A 16383-nucleotide genomic window follows, 5' to 3' on the forward strand; every position below is an offset into this window, starting at 1 on the left:
GCAGCGTTCGGCCCAGCGCCTGGCGCTGCCGGAACTGCCGGTCGACATCTTCGTCGAATCGCTCAAGCAGATGATTGCGGTGGACGCCAGCTGGGTGCCGTCGGCCGACGAATCCAGCCTGTACTTCCGCCCCTTCATGATCGGCGATGAAGCCTTCCTCGGCGTGCGCGGCGCGCACAAGGCCGGCTACTACGTGATCGCCAGTCCGGCCGGCCCGTACTTCGCCAAGGGCGTGGCCCCGGTGTCGATCTGGCTGTCCACCGAATATGCACGCGCGGGCAAGGGCGGTACCGGCGCGGCCAAGTGCGGTGGCAACTACGCCGCCTCGCTGCTGCCGCAGCAGAAGGCGCAGGCGCAGGGCTGCTCGCAGGTGCTGTTCCTGGATCCGGTGGAGGGCAAGTACCTGGAAGAACTGGGTGGCATGAACGTGTTCCTGGTCTACAAGGACGGCACCCTGGTGACCCCGTCGCTGTCGGGCAGCATCCTGGAAGGCATCACCCGCGAGAGCATCCTGCAGCTGGCGCGCGACCGCGGCATGAAGGTCGAAGAGCGCAAGGTCACCCTTGATGAGTGGAAGGACGGCGTGACCTCCGGCGAGATCGTGGAAGCGTTCGCCTGCGGCACCGCTGCGGTGGTCACCCCGATCGGCCAGCTCAAGGGCGAAGACTTCTCGGTGGGCGACATCACCGCCCCGGCCGGCGAAGTGACGCTGTCGCTGCGCAAGGAACTGACCGACATCCAGTACGGTCGCCTGCCGGACCGTCACGGCTGGCTGGTGCGCCTGGACGCGTAAGCGCCGCCGCGCGGCTGCCGTACTGAAAACCCGCCTGGCGACAGGCGGGTTTTTTCATGGGCGGTCAAACAATCATCCGGCCATCCGCTGGCCACCGGCGGGCTTTTTCATGGCCGCACCAACCCGTTCCTGCGCGCAAGTAGCGCCGGCCGTTGGCCGGCTCCTCATGGCCCCCGGCACCGTCAGCCACGGTCAGCGCGAGCAGCGGCCAACGGCCGGCACCAGATCGGCAGATCGGCACGTTGTCCAGCGGTGGTAACGACGTGCAGGCCCCGGCGCGCAAGGCTTGTCCGCGAATTGACGGTCAAGACAGCTGAAATGGACATGTGATGACGTTTCCTGACCGTTCGTCAGGCGGAGAGTTCCTTCACTTTCACAAACCCTCGACCCGAAAAGTCTCAGATCCGACATTTCATGTTCCTGAAGTGCGGCTGAAACATTGTTGAATGCGCACCGAGCCACTAGCGTCGCGATGGGCGGTTTGATTCAGGGGAACCGATCCAACACCTGGTCCGATCCGCGCCATCGACTTCAGCAGCCCCCGGGTCGGGACTGGACATTCAGCCGCGTTCGCGGCACCCACTGTCTGAAAGGGAAATCCGATGTCTCATGATTCGCAACCCCGTTTGCGTCAACGTGCATTGGTTGTACTGGGCGCGTCCGTCCTCTCCACCCTGCTGCTGGCCGCCCCGGCGTTCGCCGGCGACGTGCACCTGAGCGGCCTGTCGCCTGAGACGAAGCAGGAGCGCTTCATCGTCGGCTGGAAACCGGGCAGCCAGTTGGCAGCCACCCCGACGGCACTGGCCAGCTCGCTGAAAGCGGCCGCATTGGCTGTCCCGGCCTCGCAGGGCCGCGCGCTGGGCGTGCAGACGCTGCGCCAGCTGGCCATCGGCCCGACCGTGGTCAAGGCCGACCGTCCGCTGGATGCGGCCGAGGCCGAACTGCTGATGCGCCGCCTCGCCGCCGACCCGAACGTGGCCTATGTCGAAGTCGATCAGTTGATGCACGCCACCCTGGTACCCAACGACACCCGCCTGTCCGAGCAGTGGGGCTTTGGCACCAGCAACGCCTCGATCAACGTGCGCCCGGCGTGGGACAAGGCGACCGGCACCGGCGTGGTCCTGGCGGTGATCGATACCGGCATCACCAACCACCCCGATCTCAACGCCAATATCCTGCCCGGCTACGACTTCATCAGCGACGCGGCGATGGCGCGCGATGGCGGTGGCCGCGACAACAATCCCAACGATGAAGGCGACTGGTACGGCGCCAACGAGTGCGGTTCGGGCATCCCGGCCTCCAACTCGAGCTGGCACGGTACCCACGTGGCCGGCACCATCGCGGCGGTGACCAACAACAGTACCGGCGTGGCCGGTACTGCGTTCAATGCCAAGATCGTGCCGGTGCGCGTGCTCGGCAAGTGCGGTGGTTACACCTCCGACATCGCCGATGCCATCGTGTGGGCTTCCGGCGGCACCGTCAGCGGCGTGCCGGCCAATGCCAACCCGGCCGAAGTGATCAACATGTCCCTCGGCGGCAGCGGTACCTGCTCGACCACCTACCAGAACGCCATCAACGGCGCGGTCTCGCGCGGCACGACCGTGGTGGTGGCCGCCGGTAACAGCAACGCCAACGTGTCCACCTCGGTGCCGGCCAACTGCGCCAACGTGATCGCGGTTGCCGCGACGACGTCGGCCGGCGCCCGCGCCAGCTTCTCCAACTACGGCGCAGGCATCGATATCTCGGCCCCGGGCCAGGCGATCCTGTCCACCCTCAACAGCGGCACCACGGTGCCGGGCACGGCGTCCTACGCGTCCTACAACGGCACGTCGATGGCGGCGCCGCACGTGGCCGGCGTGGTCGCGCTGGTGCAGTCGGTGGCCCCGACCGCGCTCACGCCGGCGGCGATCGAGACGCTGCTGAAGAACACCGCACGGGCCCTGCCGGGCGCATGCAGCGGCGGTTGCGGTGCGGGCATCGTGGACGCCGACGCGGCGGTCACGGCGGCACTGGGCGGGACCAACCCGAACCCGGGCACCGGTACGGTGCTGCAGAACAATGTGCCGGTCAGCGGCCTGGGTGCCGCCAGCGGCGCATCGCTGGCCTACACGGTGACGGTGCCGTCGGGCAGTTCGCAGCTGAAGGTGAGCATCGCCGGCGGTAGCGGTGACGCCGATCTGTACGTGCGTTCGGGCAGCGCTCCGACCGACACGGTCTACAACTGCCGCCCGTACCTGAGCGGCAACAACGAAACCTGCACGATCACTTCACCGGCGGCCGGTACCTGGCACGTGCGGGTGAAGGGCTATTCGACCTTCTCCGGGGTCACCCTGACCGCGCAGTACTGAGCCCAGATCCCTCTCCAATGGGCACGCCCCGGTTTCGGCCGGGGCGTCTTTTTTGGATTTTCTTTTAGAAGCCAAAAGCTAGAAGCCGAAGCAGGAACAACGGCCGCGAGTTCGTGCCTGCTCTGGCTTGGGCGGGTACGGGTGGCGTTGCGGGACACGCCGCAAGTACGTCCCTGTAGGCTCGCATGCGCCATCCATGGCGCATGACGGTCCTGCAACGCCACCCGTACCCACCCTTTGACAGTGGGCTGGTGCGCAATGAAAGAGCGGAAGCGGGAAGACGGAAGCGGCGGCGCTGGCGTTGTTTTGCCCGCAGCGCTTTTCCACGGCTACCAGCCAACTGTCGAGGGTGGGGGGTGAGGTTGCGGGACCGTCGTGCGCCATGGATGGCGCACGCGAGCCTCCAGGGACGGATTTACGGCGTGTCCCGCAATCTCACACACCCCCGCCCAGCCCAGTACGCTCGAGGAGTGCGGCTTCTAGAAGTCCCAGCCGATCAGGCTTCCTCAAACCGATTGGCGGCCACGTTCTTTCGCACGTGTTCGGGATTCCAGATGCGCCCGTTCATGGCGATGTAGACGCCGCTGGCCAGCGACTGTACCGCGCCGATCGCGCAGCCGATGTTGAATTCCGCGTCTGAACCACGGAAGCGCGCCGGGCTCAACGCACCGGTCATCACGATGGTCTTGTCGGCGATGGTCTTGAGCACCTGGCCGGTCTGCACCATCGAATCGGTCCCGTGCGTCACCAGCACGTGACGGGTCGGCTGCGCGGCGATGGTGGCGCGGATCAACTCGCGGTCGTCATCGGTGATGTGCAGCGAATCCTTGCGCAGAATCGGAATCACGTTGAAGCGGAAGGTCACGCCCAGCTCGCGCAGGATCATCCCGATCTGCGGATCGCCGATCTGGTAATCCGACTTGTCGTCGAAGTAGATCTTGTCGATCGTGCCACCGGTGGTGATGATCAGTAGTTCTTCCATTGCGGGCATCCTGGATAGCGGTCAGAACCGCGCGGGCAACCCGCGCCGGGATGCAGATGATACGACCGCCAGCGCCGCCTCGCAGCCGTGGCGACGGGCGCGTTCAGCGCTTGCCGAAGCGCCGGCGCAGCCCGGGCGTGCTCGCCACGCCGATCACTGCCAGCGCCAGCAGCAGCTCGGCCCAGGCCCAGCCGGCCGTTTCCCGGTGGCTCCAGGCGCTCATCACCCCGTGGCTGAACCAGAACAGCGCCAGCACGCCCGCCCAGAAGGCGGCCTTGCCGCGCCGCAGCCATACCCCGAGGGCCAGCAGCAGCGGCGGCAGGGTGAACACCAGCAGCGTGGCCAGCCAGTGCTTGTCGTGGGCGAACCACAGCGCATACAGCGCCGCCAGCGCGACCAGCAGCAGCGCCAGCGTCGCGTCCTGCGCGCGGCCCTTCATGCCAGCCGCCGCGCGATGTCGGCAACCCGTCGGCCCAGCGCCCGCGCCAGGATCGCCTCATCCTCGCTCGGCACCGGATTGTCATCGGCACCGGCCACATGGCTGGCGCCATACGGCGTGCCGCCGGTAGTGGTGTGGCTCAACGCGGGCTCGGTGAACGGAATGCCCACGATCAGGCAGCCGTGGTGCAGCAGCGGCACCTGCATCGACAGCAGGGTCGATTCCTGGCCGCCGTGCAGCGAAGCGGTCGAGGTGAATACCGCCGCCGGCTTGCCGGCCAGGGTGCCATTGACCCATTCGGCGCCCAGACCATCCAGGAAATGCTTGACCGGCGCGGCCATGTTGCCGAAGCGGGTGGGGCTGCCCAGGATCAGGCCGTCGCATTCGGCAAGATCGCTGATGTCCACGTACGGGGCGCCGTCTTCGGGCACCGGCGGGCGGGCGGTCTGCGTCACCGCGGCCACCTGCGGCACCGTGCGCAGCCGCGCGCTCATGCCGGGCACCTCGCCGATGCCACGCGCGATCTGGCGGGCCAGCCGGGCCACCGAACCGCCGCGGCTGTAATACAGCACCAGGATTTCCGCCATCGCGCTTCACTCATTGGGACCAGCGGCCAGTATGGCGATGCGATGCAGTCCCGCACACCCCTCTTCGGGTACCCTTGCGCCGATGGAACCCCTTGATACCGTCAATCTCTGGATGGAGCGCCTGCGTGATCGCGCGCGTGCCGCCAGCTTCGGTCGCTTCCTGTGGCGACGCTTCCTGGACGACCGCCTGTTCCAGGCGGCCGCCTCGCTGGCCTACACCACGGTGTTCGCGCTGGTGCCGCTGGCCATCGTGGTGTTCGGGGTGCTCTCGGCCTTCCCGGTGTTCGACCGCTGGAGCGACCAGCTCAGCGACTATGTGTTCTCCAACTTCGTGCCCAACGCCGCCCGCGCCGCCGAAGGCTACCTGCGTCAGTTCTCGGCGAGCGCGGGGCAGCTCACCGCGGCCGGCTTCATCGCACTGGTGGTGTCGCTGTTGATTACCCTCAACAGCGTCGAGCAGACCTTCAACCAGATCTGGCGGGTCAATTCCGGGCGTCCCAAGCTGACCCGCTTCCTGGTCTACTGGACCGTACTTACCCTGGGCGCGATGCTCGCCGCCGCCTCGCTGGCGGTATCGGCGCGGGTGTTCGCGCTGCCGTTGTTCGGCACCAGCGAAGGCCGCTGGCTGGCCAATTTTTCGCTGACCGTGGCGCCGTTCCTGATCGAGTTCGTGTGCATCATGCTGGTCTACCGCGTGGTGCCGCACCACGTGGTGAAGTGGCGCCATGCCATCCCCGGCGCGATCCTGGCCGCAGTGATGCTCGAGCTGGTGAAGTGGGGCATGGGCGCCTACCTGGGCAGCTTCCAGTCTTACCAGAAGCTCTATGGCACGGTTGCGTTCGTGCCGATCCTGCTGCTGTGGATCTACCTGTGCTGGGTCTCGGTGCTGCTGGGGGCGTCGCTGGCCTCCTCGATTGCCGCCTTCCGCTACCAGCCGGCCGACCTGCGCCTGCCCACCGGCTATGAGATCTACGGCCTGCTGCGCCTGATCGGGCGCTTCCAGCAGGCGCGCCGCGATGGCCGCAGCCTGGACGATGACGAGATCCTGCGGCTGGAGCCGATGCTGACCGATTCGCTGCTGCAGACCATGCTCTGCGACCTGGAGGCAATCCGGGTGGTGCGCCGCGACGAACGCGGCGAGTGGCTGCTGGCGCGCGACCTGGACAAGCTGACCCTGGCCGATCTGTACGAAACCACCCAGATGCGTATCCCGATCCGCGAGGCCTACCTGCCGTATCGCGACGACAGCCTGGGCCAGGCGTCGGTGCTGGCGCTGGACACCCTGCGGCTGCCGCTGCGTGAACTGCTCAAGCGTCGCGTCAGCGACATCTATTCCATTCCCGGAGACACGCCCCCATGACCGTCAAGCCCCTGCTGCTGGCCATGAGCCTGCTGGCGCTGGCCGCCTGCAACAAGCCCACCGCGCAGCCCGATGCCGCCGCGCCAGCCCCCGCAACGCCGCCCGCGCCCGTCACCGAACCGGTGGCGCCCGCGACGGCCGAAACCGCACCGACCGACCGCAAGACCGTCGAGCGTCCGACCCTGACACTGCCGGCGCTGGATGGCAGCACCTACGACCTGGCCGCGCACCGCGGCAAGTGGGTGGTGGTGAACTTCTGGGCGACATGGTGCGCGCCGTGCCGCAAGGAGATGCCGGAGTTGTCGGCACTGCATGCCATGCGCAGCGAGATCGAGGTGGTGGGCCTGGCCTTCGAGGACATCGAGCCGGCGGAAATGAAGGCGTTCCTGGACAAGCGTCCGGTGACCTATCCCATCGTGATCGTCGATACGTACAACCCGCCGGAAGACTTCGCCATTCCGCGCGGGTTGCCGCTGACCTACCTGATCGCACCGGACGGCAAGGTCGCCAAGGAATTCCTCGGCCCGGTCACCGCGCACGACATCGAAACCCGGATCGCGCAGGGCGGCTGACGCCGCCCCCGGCGTCAGTCGGGCAGCGGATACGCCTCGATCGGCTTCAACACGTCGAAGTGCTCCTTGTGCAGCTTGCCCTTCAACGGCGGCAGGGCGAGCTCCGGCTCGTCCACGCGGGTGTCGGGCAGGCGGTCGAGCAGGTTGCGGATCAGTCCCAGCCTGCCGCGCTTCTGGTCATTGAAGTCCACCAGTGTCCACGGCGCTTCCTCGCGATGGGTGGCGCGCAGCATGGCCTCGCGCGCTTCGGTGTACGCGCTGTACTTGCTGCGCGATTTCAGGTCCACCGGTGACAGCTTCCAGCCCTTGAGCGGGTCGACATGGCGCTCGGCGAAGCGCTTTTCCTGCTGCGCCTGGTCCACGCTGAGCCAGTACTTGAACAGCAGGATGCCGTCGTCGATCAGCAGTTTCTCGAACACCGGCGTCTGCGCCAGGAAGGCGTGGTACTCGGGCTCGCTGCAGTAGCCCATCACGTGCTCGACGCCGGCGCGGTTGTACCAGCTGCGGTCCATCAGCACGATCTCACCGCCGGCCGGCAGGTGCGACACATAGCGCTGGAAGTACCACTGCGTGCTCTCGCGGTCGGTGGGTTTGGGCAACGCCACCACTCTGCACTGGCGGGGGTTGAGATGGTCGGCGATGGCCTGGATGGCGCCGCCCTTGCCGGCGGTGTCGCGGCCTTCGAACAGCACCAGCWCGCGTTGGCCGGTGTGCTGCACCCAGCGTGCCATGGCGATGAGTTCCAGCTGCATCGGTTCCAGCAGGGCCTGGTAGTCCTTGCGTTTGAGCTTGCCCATCGGCGTGCCTCGGTCGTTCACAGGAAAGCCCGAGCCTAGCGCAGCGGTGGGTCAGGGCGTGTGTTCGCCCTGCCAACCGCGTTCGCGCGCCATCGTCTCGACCGCGGCGCTGAAGTCACCGGCGAAGCCGGCCATGTCGAACAGCCCGCTGTCGACGCGGCGCTGCGCCAGCTCCGCGCGAAGTGCCTGCAAGGCCGCCGGATCGTTGCCGAGTGCGATGGCGGTGGCGACGAAGGCGCGGTCGTCGGCGACGTTCATGCGCGCCAGCCCCAGGTGATGGTTGAGGCTGCCGGCCACGCGCGCGGCGAAGGTCGCACCCGGGCAGGTCAGCACCGGGCAGCCGGCCCACAGCGCGTCCGAGGCGGTGGTGTGGGCGTTGTAGGGGTGGGTGTCCAGGAACAGGTCGGCCAGCGCATAGCGGGCCAGGTACTCCGGATGCGGCAGCTTGGGCATGAACACCAACCGCGCCGGGTCCAGCTGCGCCTGGCGTGCGGCGCTGCGCAGGCGCGCATCGGCATTGCCGGGACCGGACAGCAGCCACAGCACGCTGCCGGGTACGCCCTGCAGCACCGCGAACAAACGCTGCACGCTGCGCGGATTGAGTTTGTAGCTGTTGTTGAAGCAGCACAGCACCACGCCGTGGGCCGGCAGCCCGCAGGCCTCGCGCGACGGCGGCGGCTGCAGCATTCGGGTGTTGTCCGAGGGCTGGAACGCGCGCGGCAGGCGTCGCACGTCTTCGCTGAAGCCGGCGTCCAGCGCGGGCGGCAGCACGAAGGCATCGGCGAGCAGGTGGTCGATCCACGACGCGCCGGCGGTCCCGGGGTAGGCCAGCCAGTTCACCTGCACCGGTGCCGGACGCATCGCCAGCACCTGCGGGGTGCCGCCGCCGCCCCAGCCGCGCAGGTCGAACAGCACATCGATGCCGGCCGCGCGGATGCGCTCGGCGATGCGCTGGTGCGGCAGTGCGCCGATCTCGTGCAGCTGGGTGGCCGCGGCGTGCAGGCGCGCGCGGATGCGGCTGCCGTCGTCGCCATTGAGCGCGAACAGGTGCAGCTCCAGTGTGCCCAGCGCGCGCAGCTGCTCGAACAGGGCCACGGTCAGCAGCCCGGTCGGATGCGCGCCGAAACCGTTGGACAGGAAGCCCACGCGCAGGCGGCCGTGCGCGCGCACCGTGGCGGCGGGCAGCGGACGCACGTCGGCGGCAATGGCCGCCGCGCGTTGGCGCGCGCACGCCAGTTGTTCGGCCGCGCTGCTCTCTTCGCTGAGGAAGGCGAACGGCTCCACCGCCGCCTGGCCCTGCGCGACCGCCTGGCGGACCTGGGCCGACAGGCGGTCGATATCGCGCCAGTCGCAGAGACGGCGCTGCCAGTTGAGCAGGTGTGCGCTGATGTAGGGTTCGCCGGGCAGCAGCATGTGCGCATGGCGATACGCATCGGCGGCCGCTTCGGGCTGGCCGGCGTCTTCCAGTGCATGGCCCAGCCACAAGGCGATGCCCGGGTGCTGCGGGGCCAGGTTCGAGGCCTGGCGCAGCAGCGCGGCGGCCTCGTCGTGGCGGCCCTGCATCCAGCGCGCGCGGCCCAGCCGGGCCAGGGCTTCGGGATGGTCGCCGCGCAATTGCAGTGCACGCGTGGCGGCGTGTTCGCCGGCGGCGATGTCGCCCGCTTCCAACTCGGCGTCGGCCAGCATCACCCAGGCGATGAAGTCGGTCGGCTGGTGTTGCACCGCCAGGCGCAGCTGCTGCCGGTCCGCCTCCATCCTCAGGTACCCGCCGCCAGCTGCGCCAGTTCGTCGGCCTGGTGTTCGTGGATCAGGCGCTCGACCAGTGTGTCCATTTCACCGGCAATGATGTTGGGCAGGTCGTACAGGGTCAGGCCTTCCACGCGGTGGTCGGTGATCCGGCCCTGCGGGAAGCTGTAGGTGCGGATGCGCTGGCTGCGGTCACCGCTGCCCACCTGCAGGCGACGGCTCGCGGCGGTGGCGGCGGCCTGCTTGCTGCGCTCGGCATCCAGCAGCTGCGCCTTGAGGCGCTTCATCGCCTTGTCGCGGTTGGCGTGCTGGCTGCGCTCGGTCTGGCATTCCACCACCACGCCGGACGGCACGTGGGTGATGCGGATCGCCGATTCGGTCTTGTTGACGTGCTGGCCGCCGGCGCCGGACGAGCGGAAGGTATCCACCCTCAGGTCGGCCGGGTTGATCACGATCTCGTCGACCTCGTCGGCCTCGGGGATGATCGCCACGGTGGCGGCCGAGGTATGGATGCGGCCCTGCGATTCGGTGGCCGGTACCCGCTGCACGCGGTGCGTGCCCGACTCGAACTTCAGCTTGGAATACGCGCCACGCCCGACCACGCGCGCCACCACTTCCTTGTAGCCGCCATGTTCGCCGGGGCTGTCCGATTCGATCTCGACCTTCCAGCCCTGGCGCTCGGCATAGCGGGCATACATGCGGAACAAATCGCCGGCGAAGATCGCCGCTTCGTCGCCCCCGGTCCCGGCGCGCACTTCCAGGAACAGGTTGCCGTCGTCGCGCGGATCGCGCGGCACCAGCAGCAGCGCCAGGTCCCGGTCCAGCTCTTCCAGCCGTTGCTGGGCGGCGGTGATTTCTTCTTCGGCCAGCTCGCGCAGGTCCGGGTCGTTGCGCATCGCTTCGGCGGCGGCCAGGTCGGACAGGGCACGGGCCTCGTCGGCCAGCGCGGTGGCGATCGGCTGCAGCTGTGCGAATTCGCGCGAGAACGCGCGGAAGCGGTCGTTGTCGCTGACCACCGAGGGGTCGGCAAGCAGGCGTTCGAGTTCTTCGCGGCGTTCGGCCAGCGCTTCCAACTTACGGCGCAGGGTCGGCGTCATCGGTCTTCACAGGAGGGTGTTGATAGCCCGGCTTGGCCGGGAACAGGCGCTCGGCGGCGCGGGTCAGCTCAGTATCGCCGGTCAGCGCGGCCGCGCGCAGCGCCGCGGTGGGCGGGTGCAGCAGGCGGTTGGTCAGGCCGTGGGCCAGCAGTTCCAGCACGTCCTCCGGCGATTTGCCGTGGGCCAGTTGCTGGCGCGCCTTGTCCAGCATCTCCACGCGGGTCGCCTCGCCATAGGCGCGCAGTTGCAGCAGCGGCGCCTGGTGGGCGCTGGCCTGCAGCGTCTCCACGAAGCGGGCGACCTGCAGTTCGATGATCGCCTCGGCTTCGGCGGCGGCTTCGCGGCGGCTGCGGCGGTTGTCTTCGACCGCGCGCTCCAGGTCATCGACGGTGTACAGGAACGCATCCTGCAGGTCGCCCACGCCGGCCTCGATGTCACGCGGCACGGCCAGGTCGAACAGCAGCATCGGTTTGTGCTTGCGGGTCTTGAGCGCAGCGGCGACGTGCGCGCGGGCGATCACCGGCTGGCGCGCGGCGGTGGCCGAGAACACCACGTCGGCCTCACCCAGGTGACGCTCCAGTTCGCTCAGCGGCAGCGCCACGCCGCCATGCCGGCTGGCCAGGTCCTGCGCATGGGCCAGCGTGCGGTTGGCCACGAGCAGGCGCCGCACCTTGCCTTCGCTGAGGTGGCGCGCGGCCAGCTCGATGGTTTCCCCCGCGCCGACCAGCAGCACGGTGGAGTCTTCCAGCCGCGCAAACGAGTTCTGCGCCAGGCGCACGGCGGTGGAGGCTACCGAGACCGGGTTGGCACCCACCCGCGTATCGGTGCGGGCGCGCTTGGCCACCGAGAAGGTCTGCTGGAACAGCCGGTCCAGGCGCTGGCCGAGCAGGCCGTGGTCGCGCGCGGTCGCCCACGCGTCCTTGACCTGGCCCAGGATCTGGGGCTCGCCCAGCACCATCGAGTCCAGCCCGGTGGCGACCCGGAACAGGTGGCGCACCGCGTCGGCATCGGCATGCTGGTAGAGGTACCCGTGCAGCGCGCCGGCGTGGGATTCCAGCCAGTGCGCCAGTGCCTCGCCCGATTCGGCCACCGCGTACAGCTCGGTGCGGTTGCAGGTGGACAGCAGCACGGCCTCGGCCACCTGTGGCGTATCGCGCAGCGACGCCAATGCCAGGGGCAGGGCGTCGCCGCCAAAGGACGCGCGTTCGCGCAGTTCCACTGGCGCGGTCTGGTGATTCAGTCCGAGCACCCACAGGGTCATTGTTCAGTTGCTTGCGATAAGCTGCTGGCCATTCAAGTCGTCATTTTAAGGCCAGAAGCCCCCGATGCCCGCATTGATTCGCATCTCCAGCGTTCTGCTGCTGTCCTTGTCCGCCGCCAGTGCCCTGGCGGCCCCGGCCACGGTTCCCGCCACACCCCCGTCCGCCAAGGCCAAGGTGGCCGAAACCGCGCCGCTCACCCCGGTGATGGCGGGCGAGTTCGCGCTGCAGGCCGGCAAGCTCGCCGACGCCGCGCGCTGGTATCTGGAGGCGGCCGAGGCCGGCAGCGACGATGCCGGGCTGGCCGAGCGGGCCACCCGCATCGCCATGCTCGCCGACGATGACAAGCGCGCCGCCCGCGCACTGGCGTTGTGGGAAGCCCGTGCGCCGCGTTCGCTGGCCATGCGCAGCGCCGCCGCCGCGCTGGACATGCGCCAGAACGATGTGAAGGCCGCCCGCACCGAACTCGGTGCGCTGCTCAAGGACCCGGACCCGCGTGGCTGGAAGTTCGCCATCGCCGCGCTGATCGGCGGTGGCCGTGATCCGGCCGTGCCGGCGCAGGTGCTGGGCGGCCTGGTCGATGACAACGCGATCCCCGACCAGCTCGAGGTCTGGCAGGAACTGGGGCGGCTGGCGATGCGCATGGAACGGCCGGACCTGGCCAAGCGCATGGTCGATGAAGTGGTCAAGCGCTTCCCCAATGAACCCCGGGTGGCGCTGTTGAATGCCAGCCAGCTGGCCCAGGCCGGCAAGCAGGACGAAGCGCTGGCGCTGCTGCACGGGGTGGAACCCCGGAGCCGCCAGGATCCGGAGCTGCGCAACGCGCTGGCCATCGCCTACGACAGCATGGGCGATGCCCGTTCGGCCGCGCGCGTGCTGGCGGTGGGCCCGCAGGATGTGCAGACCTGGGGCATGCGTGCCTCGCTGCTGGCCAAGCAGAAGGACGATGCCGCGCTGCTGGCCCTGTATACGGATCTGTCCAGGCAGGCGGCCAAGCCGGATCCGGCGCAGCGCCTGCTGCTGGGCAAGATCGCCGAGTATCTGAAGCGCCCGGCCGAGGCGGTGGACTGGTACCACAGCGTGCCCGGCGGCGATGAACTGGACGAGGCGCGCCTGCGCGCGGCCAATGCGCAGTACGAGGCCGGGCGCACGGACAAGGCATTTGCCGAAGTCCACACGATCCAGTCCGATGCCAGCGTCGATGACGACGCCCGCCGCGATGCCTACCTGCTGGAGGCCGAGCTGCGCCAGCGCGGCGAGGACCTGCCCGGCGAACTGGACGCCCTGGCCCGTGGCCTGGCCGCGTATCCCGACGAGGGCGCACTGCTGTACGCRCGCGCCCTGRCCTGGGAACGCCGCGACGATGTGCCACGCGCCGAAGCCGACCTGCGCAAGGTGCTGGTGACCGATCCGGAAAACGTGGCCGCGCTCAATGCGCTGGGCTACACCCTGGCCGACCGTACTCAGCGCTATCAGGAGGCGCTGGAGCTGATCGACCGCGCCCGCGTCGCCGAGCCGGACAATGCGGCCATCGTCGACAGCTACGGCTGGGTGCTGTATCGCCTGGGCCGCAACGAAGAGGCGTTGGTGCAGCTGCGCCGCGCCTGGACCCTGGCCAAGGACCCGGAGATCGCCGCGCATGTGGGCGAGGTGCTGTGGGTGCTGGGCCGCAAGGAAGAGGCGCGGCGTTTCTTCGACGAGGCACGCAAGCTGGACCCTGACAACCGCGCCCTGCAGCGCGTGATCGAGAAATACGGCGTATGAACCTGCAGCTGCTCAAGGCCGGCGCCGCGCTGGCGATGGGGCTGACGTTGTCGGCCTGTGTGTCGCTGGACGAGCGCAAGGCCCCGTCCGCCCCGGCCGTGGTGACGACCGTGTCGGCGCAGGCACAGCAGGCCGAAGCCGCCCGCGTGGCAGCGCTGCGCACGCAGCCGCAGTGGTCGTTCCAGGGCCGCGTGGCGATCAACAAGGGGCGCAATGGCGGCAATGGCCGCATCGACTGGCAGCAGCGGGAGCGCCAGTACGTGGTCGAGCTGAGTGCGCCGGTGACCCGCCAGAGCTGGAAGCTGACCGGAGACAGCCACCACGAAGGGGGTCGCCTGGAAGGTCTGGACGGCGGTCCGCGGGAAGGCGAGGACGCCCAACAGGTGCTGTTGGATGCGACCGGCTGGGACATCCCGGTCAATCAACTGCCGGACTGGGTGCGTGGCCTGGTGGCCGATGACACCGCCCCGGCCGAGCAGGTCGAGCGCGATGGTGATGGCCGTCCGCGCCGGGTCGTGCAGATGGGCTGGCAGATCCAGTACCTGGACTGGTACCCGGCCGAAGGCGATCGCCCGGTGCTGCCGCGCCGGATCGAAGCAGTCAACGGCGATGCCAAAGTGCGCCTGGTAGTCGACAGCTGGGTGCTGGGCAGCCCATGAGCGGCCTGGACCTGAATGCGGGCTGGTCGCAGTGGCCGGCCCCGGCCAAGCTCAACCTGTTTCTGCACATCACCGGCCGCCGCGCCGATGGCTACCACCAGCTGCAGACGGTGTTCCGGCTGCTCGACTGGGGCGACCGGATCCGGCTGCGGGTGCGTGAGGACGGGCGGATCCAGCGTGACGGCGCGTCGGTGGCAGGGGTGGCAGAAGCCGACGACCTGGCCATCCGTGCAGCGCATCTTCTCAAGAATGCCGCCAATGTCGGCCAAGGTGCCGATATTGGTGTCGAAAAACACATTCCGGCCGGTGGCGGTTTTGGCGGGGGATCGTCCGATGCGGCCACCGTGCTGGTCGCACTGAACCGGCTGTGGAACGCCGGCATGGACGTCGATGCCCTGGCCGCGCTGGGCCTGGAGCTGGGCGCGGACGTACCGGTCTTCGTGCGCGGGCACAACGCCTGGGCCGAAGGCGTGGGCGAGCAGCTCACCGCGATCGCGCTGCCCCCGGCCTGGTTTGTACTGGCCGATCCGGGGGTGCACGTGCCCACGCCGCGACTTTTCGCGGATCCGGATTTGACGCGAGACGCCCCAGTGGCGAAAATAGCGGACTTCGCTTCCGGGTCTTTGCTCGGGAATGCGTTCGAGCCGGTATTGCGCCGCCGCGAGCCCGCCGTAGAGGCAGTGCTTGCGACGTTGAGCAGGATCGGCCGGGCACGACTCACCGGGTCGGGAAGCGGTTGTTTCGTCGAGTTCGCCACGCGCGCTGCTGCAGAGCAGGGCCTGGCGCGGTTGCCGAAGGAACTGCGGGCATGGGTAGTGGCGGGCGTGGAGCGTTCGCCGTTGCTTGATGTACTCGAGCGTTATTGATTTTGATGCAGGGGCGTCGCCAAGAGGCCCAAGGCACCAGGTTTTGATCCTGGCATTCGGAGGTTCGAATCCTCCCGCCCCTGCCACTTGCGGATATCAGCCGCGTTCCCATGCGCACGCCTGCGCGGGCACGGCCGATGTCTCGCGGTGTTGTCACCGCAGACACTCCAGGGTGCCGGCGGCCGAGTTCTCCAATCGCTCCCGCCCGAGACCGTCATGATGCAAGATCACCCCAACCTGCTGGTATTTTCCGGCAACGCCAACAAGCGCCTTGCGCAGAGCATCTGCAAGGAACTGGGGGTGCGGCCGGGCAAGGCATTGGTGTCGCGCTTCTCCGATGGTGAAGTGCAGGTCGRGATCGAAGAAAACGTCCGCAAGCAGGACGTGTTCGTGATCCAGCCGACCTGCGCGCCCAGCGCGGAAAACCTGATGGAGCTGCTGGTGCTGATCGATGCACTCAAGCGCGCCTCGGTCAACAGCGTCACCGCCGTGGTGCCGTACTTCGGCTACTCGCGCCAGGATCGCCGCATGCGTTCCTCGCGCGTGCCGATCACCGCCAAGGTCGCCGCCAAGATGTTCAGCGCCGTCGGCGCCGACCGGGTACTGACGGTGGATCTGCATGCCGACCAGATCCAGGGCTTCTTCGACATGCCGGTGGACAACGTGTATGCCTCGCCGCTGCTGCTCGCCGATATCTGGCGCGCCTACGGCACCGAAAACCTGATCGTGGTGTCCCCGGACGTGGGTGGCGTGGTGCGTGCACGTGCCGTCGCCAAGCGCCTGGACGATGCCGACCTGGCGATCATCGACAAGCGCCGGCCGCGCGCCAACGTCTCCACCGTGATGAACATCATCGGTGACGTCGAAGGCAAGACCTGCGTGATGGTCGATGACATCGTCGATACCGCCGGCACCCTGTGTGCGGCTGCCGCAGCGCTGAAGGCGCGTGGCGCCCTGAAGGTGGCCGCGTATTGCACCCACGCCGTGCTCTCGGGCCCGGCGGTGGACAACATCAACAACTCCCAGCTCGATGAGCTGGTGGTGACCGACACCATCCCGCTGCGCGAAGAGGCGCGGGTGTGCAGCAAGATCCGCCAGCTCAGCGTGGCGGAAA

The 16383-nt window shown here is 68.5% G+C and carries 15 protein-coding genes and 1 tRNA gene; 9 read left to right on the forward strand and 7 right to left on the reverse strand.

Translation table 11 applies throughout. The annotated features are described in order from the left end of the window. Together AC1DQP_RS06745 and AC1DQP_RS06750 are read left to right on the forward strand one after the other, a co-directional pair. On the forward strand, nucleotides 1-793 hold a 793-nt coding region (locus AC1DQP_RS06745), incomplete at its 5' end, for a branched-chain amino acid aminotransferase (RefSeq protein ID WP_478051302.1). Between the two features lie 602 nt (nucleotides 794-1395). Next, entirely contained in the window at nucleotides 1396-3141 is a 1746-nt protein-coding gene (locus AC1DQP_RS06750) for a S8 family peptidase (protein ID WP_478051303.1), read from the forward strand. Nucleotides 3142-3637: 496 nt separating this feature from the next. On the opposite strand, the gene AC1DQP_RS06755 is transcribed toward AC1DQP_RS06750, so the two are convergent. From AC1DQP_RS06755 to wrbA, 3 genes are all read right to left on the reverse strand, one after another. Beyond that, nucleotides 3638-4123 (reverse strand): asparaginase domain-containing protein, encoded by a 486-nt coding sequence (locus AC1DQP_RS06755; protein WP_256774991.1) that lies wholly within the window; start codon nucleotides 4121-4123, stop codon nucleotides 3638-3640. 103 nt (nucleotides 4124-4226) lie between these two features. Beyond that, nucleotides 4227-4562 (reverse strand): DUF2069 domain-containing protein, encoded by a 336-nt coding sequence (locus AC1DQP_RS06760; RefSeq protein WP_457318516.1) that lies wholly within the window; start codon nucleotides 4560-4562, stop codon nucleotides 4227-4229. Then, a complete protein-coding gene (wrbA, locus tag AC1DQP_RS06765; RefSeq protein WP_256774993.1) occupies nucleotides 4559-5149 on the reverse strand; it encodes an NAD(P)H:quinone oxidoreductase in 591 nt (196 codons plus the stop codon). The genes AC1DQP_RS06760 and wrbA overlap by 4 nt, the downstream gene beginning before the upstream one ends. Nucleotides 5150-5231: 82 nt before the next feature. On the opposite strand from wrbA, the gene AC1DQP_RS06770 reads away from it, so the two are divergent. Both AC1DQP_RS06770 and AC1DQP_RS06775 read left to right on the forward strand, forming a co-directional pair. Then, nucleotides 5232-6509, forward strand: coding sequence for a YihY family inner membrane protein (locus tag AC1DQP_RS06770; RefSeq protein WP_256774994.1), 1278 nt, complete (start codon nucleotides 5232-5234; stop codon nucleotides 6507-6509). Further along, nucleotides 6506-7081: a TlpA family protein disulfide reductase gene (locus tag AC1DQP_RS06775; protein ID WP_256774995.1), complete on the forward strand. Its 576-nt coding sequence runs from the start codon at nucleotides 6506-6508 to the stop codon at nucleotides 7079-7081. Before AC1DQP_RS06770 ends, AC1DQP_RS06775 begins: the two co-directional genes overlap by 4 nt. Before the next feature lie 14 nt (nucleotides 7082-7095). On the opposite strand, the gene ppk2 is transcribed toward AC1DQP_RS06775, so the two are convergent. From ppk2 to hemA, 4 genes are read right to left on the reverse strand one after another with little or no spacing between them, the layout of a single operon-like run. Further along, complete coding sequence (ppk2, locus tag AC1DQP_RS06780) at nucleotides 7096-7878, reverse strand: polyphosphate kinase 2 (protein ID WP_478051304.1); 783 nt, start codon at nucleotides 7876-7878, stop codon at nucleotides 7096-7098. A gap of 51 nt (nucleotides 7879-7929) precedes the next feature. Next, entirely contained in the window at nucleotides 7930-9633 is a 1704-nt protein-coding gene (locus AC1DQP_RS06785) for an O-linked N-acetylglucosamine transferase, SPINDLY family protein (RefSeq protein WP_457318518.1), read from the reverse strand. A 2-nt stretch (nucleotides 9634-9635) separates the two neighbouring features. Then, entirely contained in the window at nucleotides 9636-10721 is a 1086-nt protein-coding gene (prfA, locus tag AC1DQP_RS06790) for a peptide chain release factor 1 (RefSeq protein WP_457318519.1), read from the reverse strand. Further along, nucleotides 10699-11982 (reverse strand): glutamyl-tRNA reductase, encoded by a 1284-nt coding sequence (gene hemA / locus AC1DQP_RS06795; protein WP_457318520.1) that lies wholly within the window; start codon nucleotides 11980-11982, stop codon nucleotides 10699-10701. Before hemA ends, prfA begins: the two co-directional genes overlap by 23 nt. Before the next feature lie 64 nt (nucleotides 11983-12046). Between hemA and AC1DQP_RS06800 the strand changes: the two genes are divergently transcribed. The 5 genes from AC1DQP_RS06800 to AC1DQP_RS06820 form a co-directional block, all read left to right on the forward strand. Beyond that, entirely contained in the window at nucleotides 12047-13744 is a 1698-nt protein-coding gene (locus AC1DQP_RS06800; RefSeq protein WP_478051305.1) for a tetratricopeptide repeat protein, read from the forward strand. Next, nucleotides 13741-14403, forward strand: a complete 663-nt coding sequence (gene lolB, locus AC1DQP_RS06805) for a lipoprotein insertase outer membrane protein LolB (protein ID WP_457318522.1) — start codon at nucleotides 13741-13743, stop codon at nucleotides 14401-14403. Before AC1DQP_RS06800 ends, lolB begins: the two co-directional genes overlap by 4 nt. Further along, nucleotides 14400-15269, forward strand: coding sequence for a 4-(cytidine 5'-diphospho)-2-C-methyl-D-erythritol kinase (ispE, locus tag AC1DQP_RS06810; RefSeq protein ID WP_478051306.1), 870 nt, complete (start codon nucleotides 14400-14402; stop codon nucleotides 15267-15269). The genes lolB and ispE overlap by 4 nt, the downstream gene beginning before the upstream one ends. A gap of 9 nt (nucleotides 15270-15278) precedes the next feature. Then, nucleotides 15279-15355: transfer RNA gene (locus tag AC1DQP_RS06815), tRNA-Gln, on the forward strand. Nucleotides 15356-15488: 133 nt separating this feature from the next. Continuing rightward, nucleotides 15489-16383: ribose-phosphate diphosphokinase (locus tag AC1DQP_RS06820; RefSeq protein ID WP_478051307.1), on the forward strand; the 895-nt coding region annotated here is incomplete at its 3' end.

It is taken from the genome of Stenotrophomonas sp. P5_A8 (assembly GCF_056400545.1).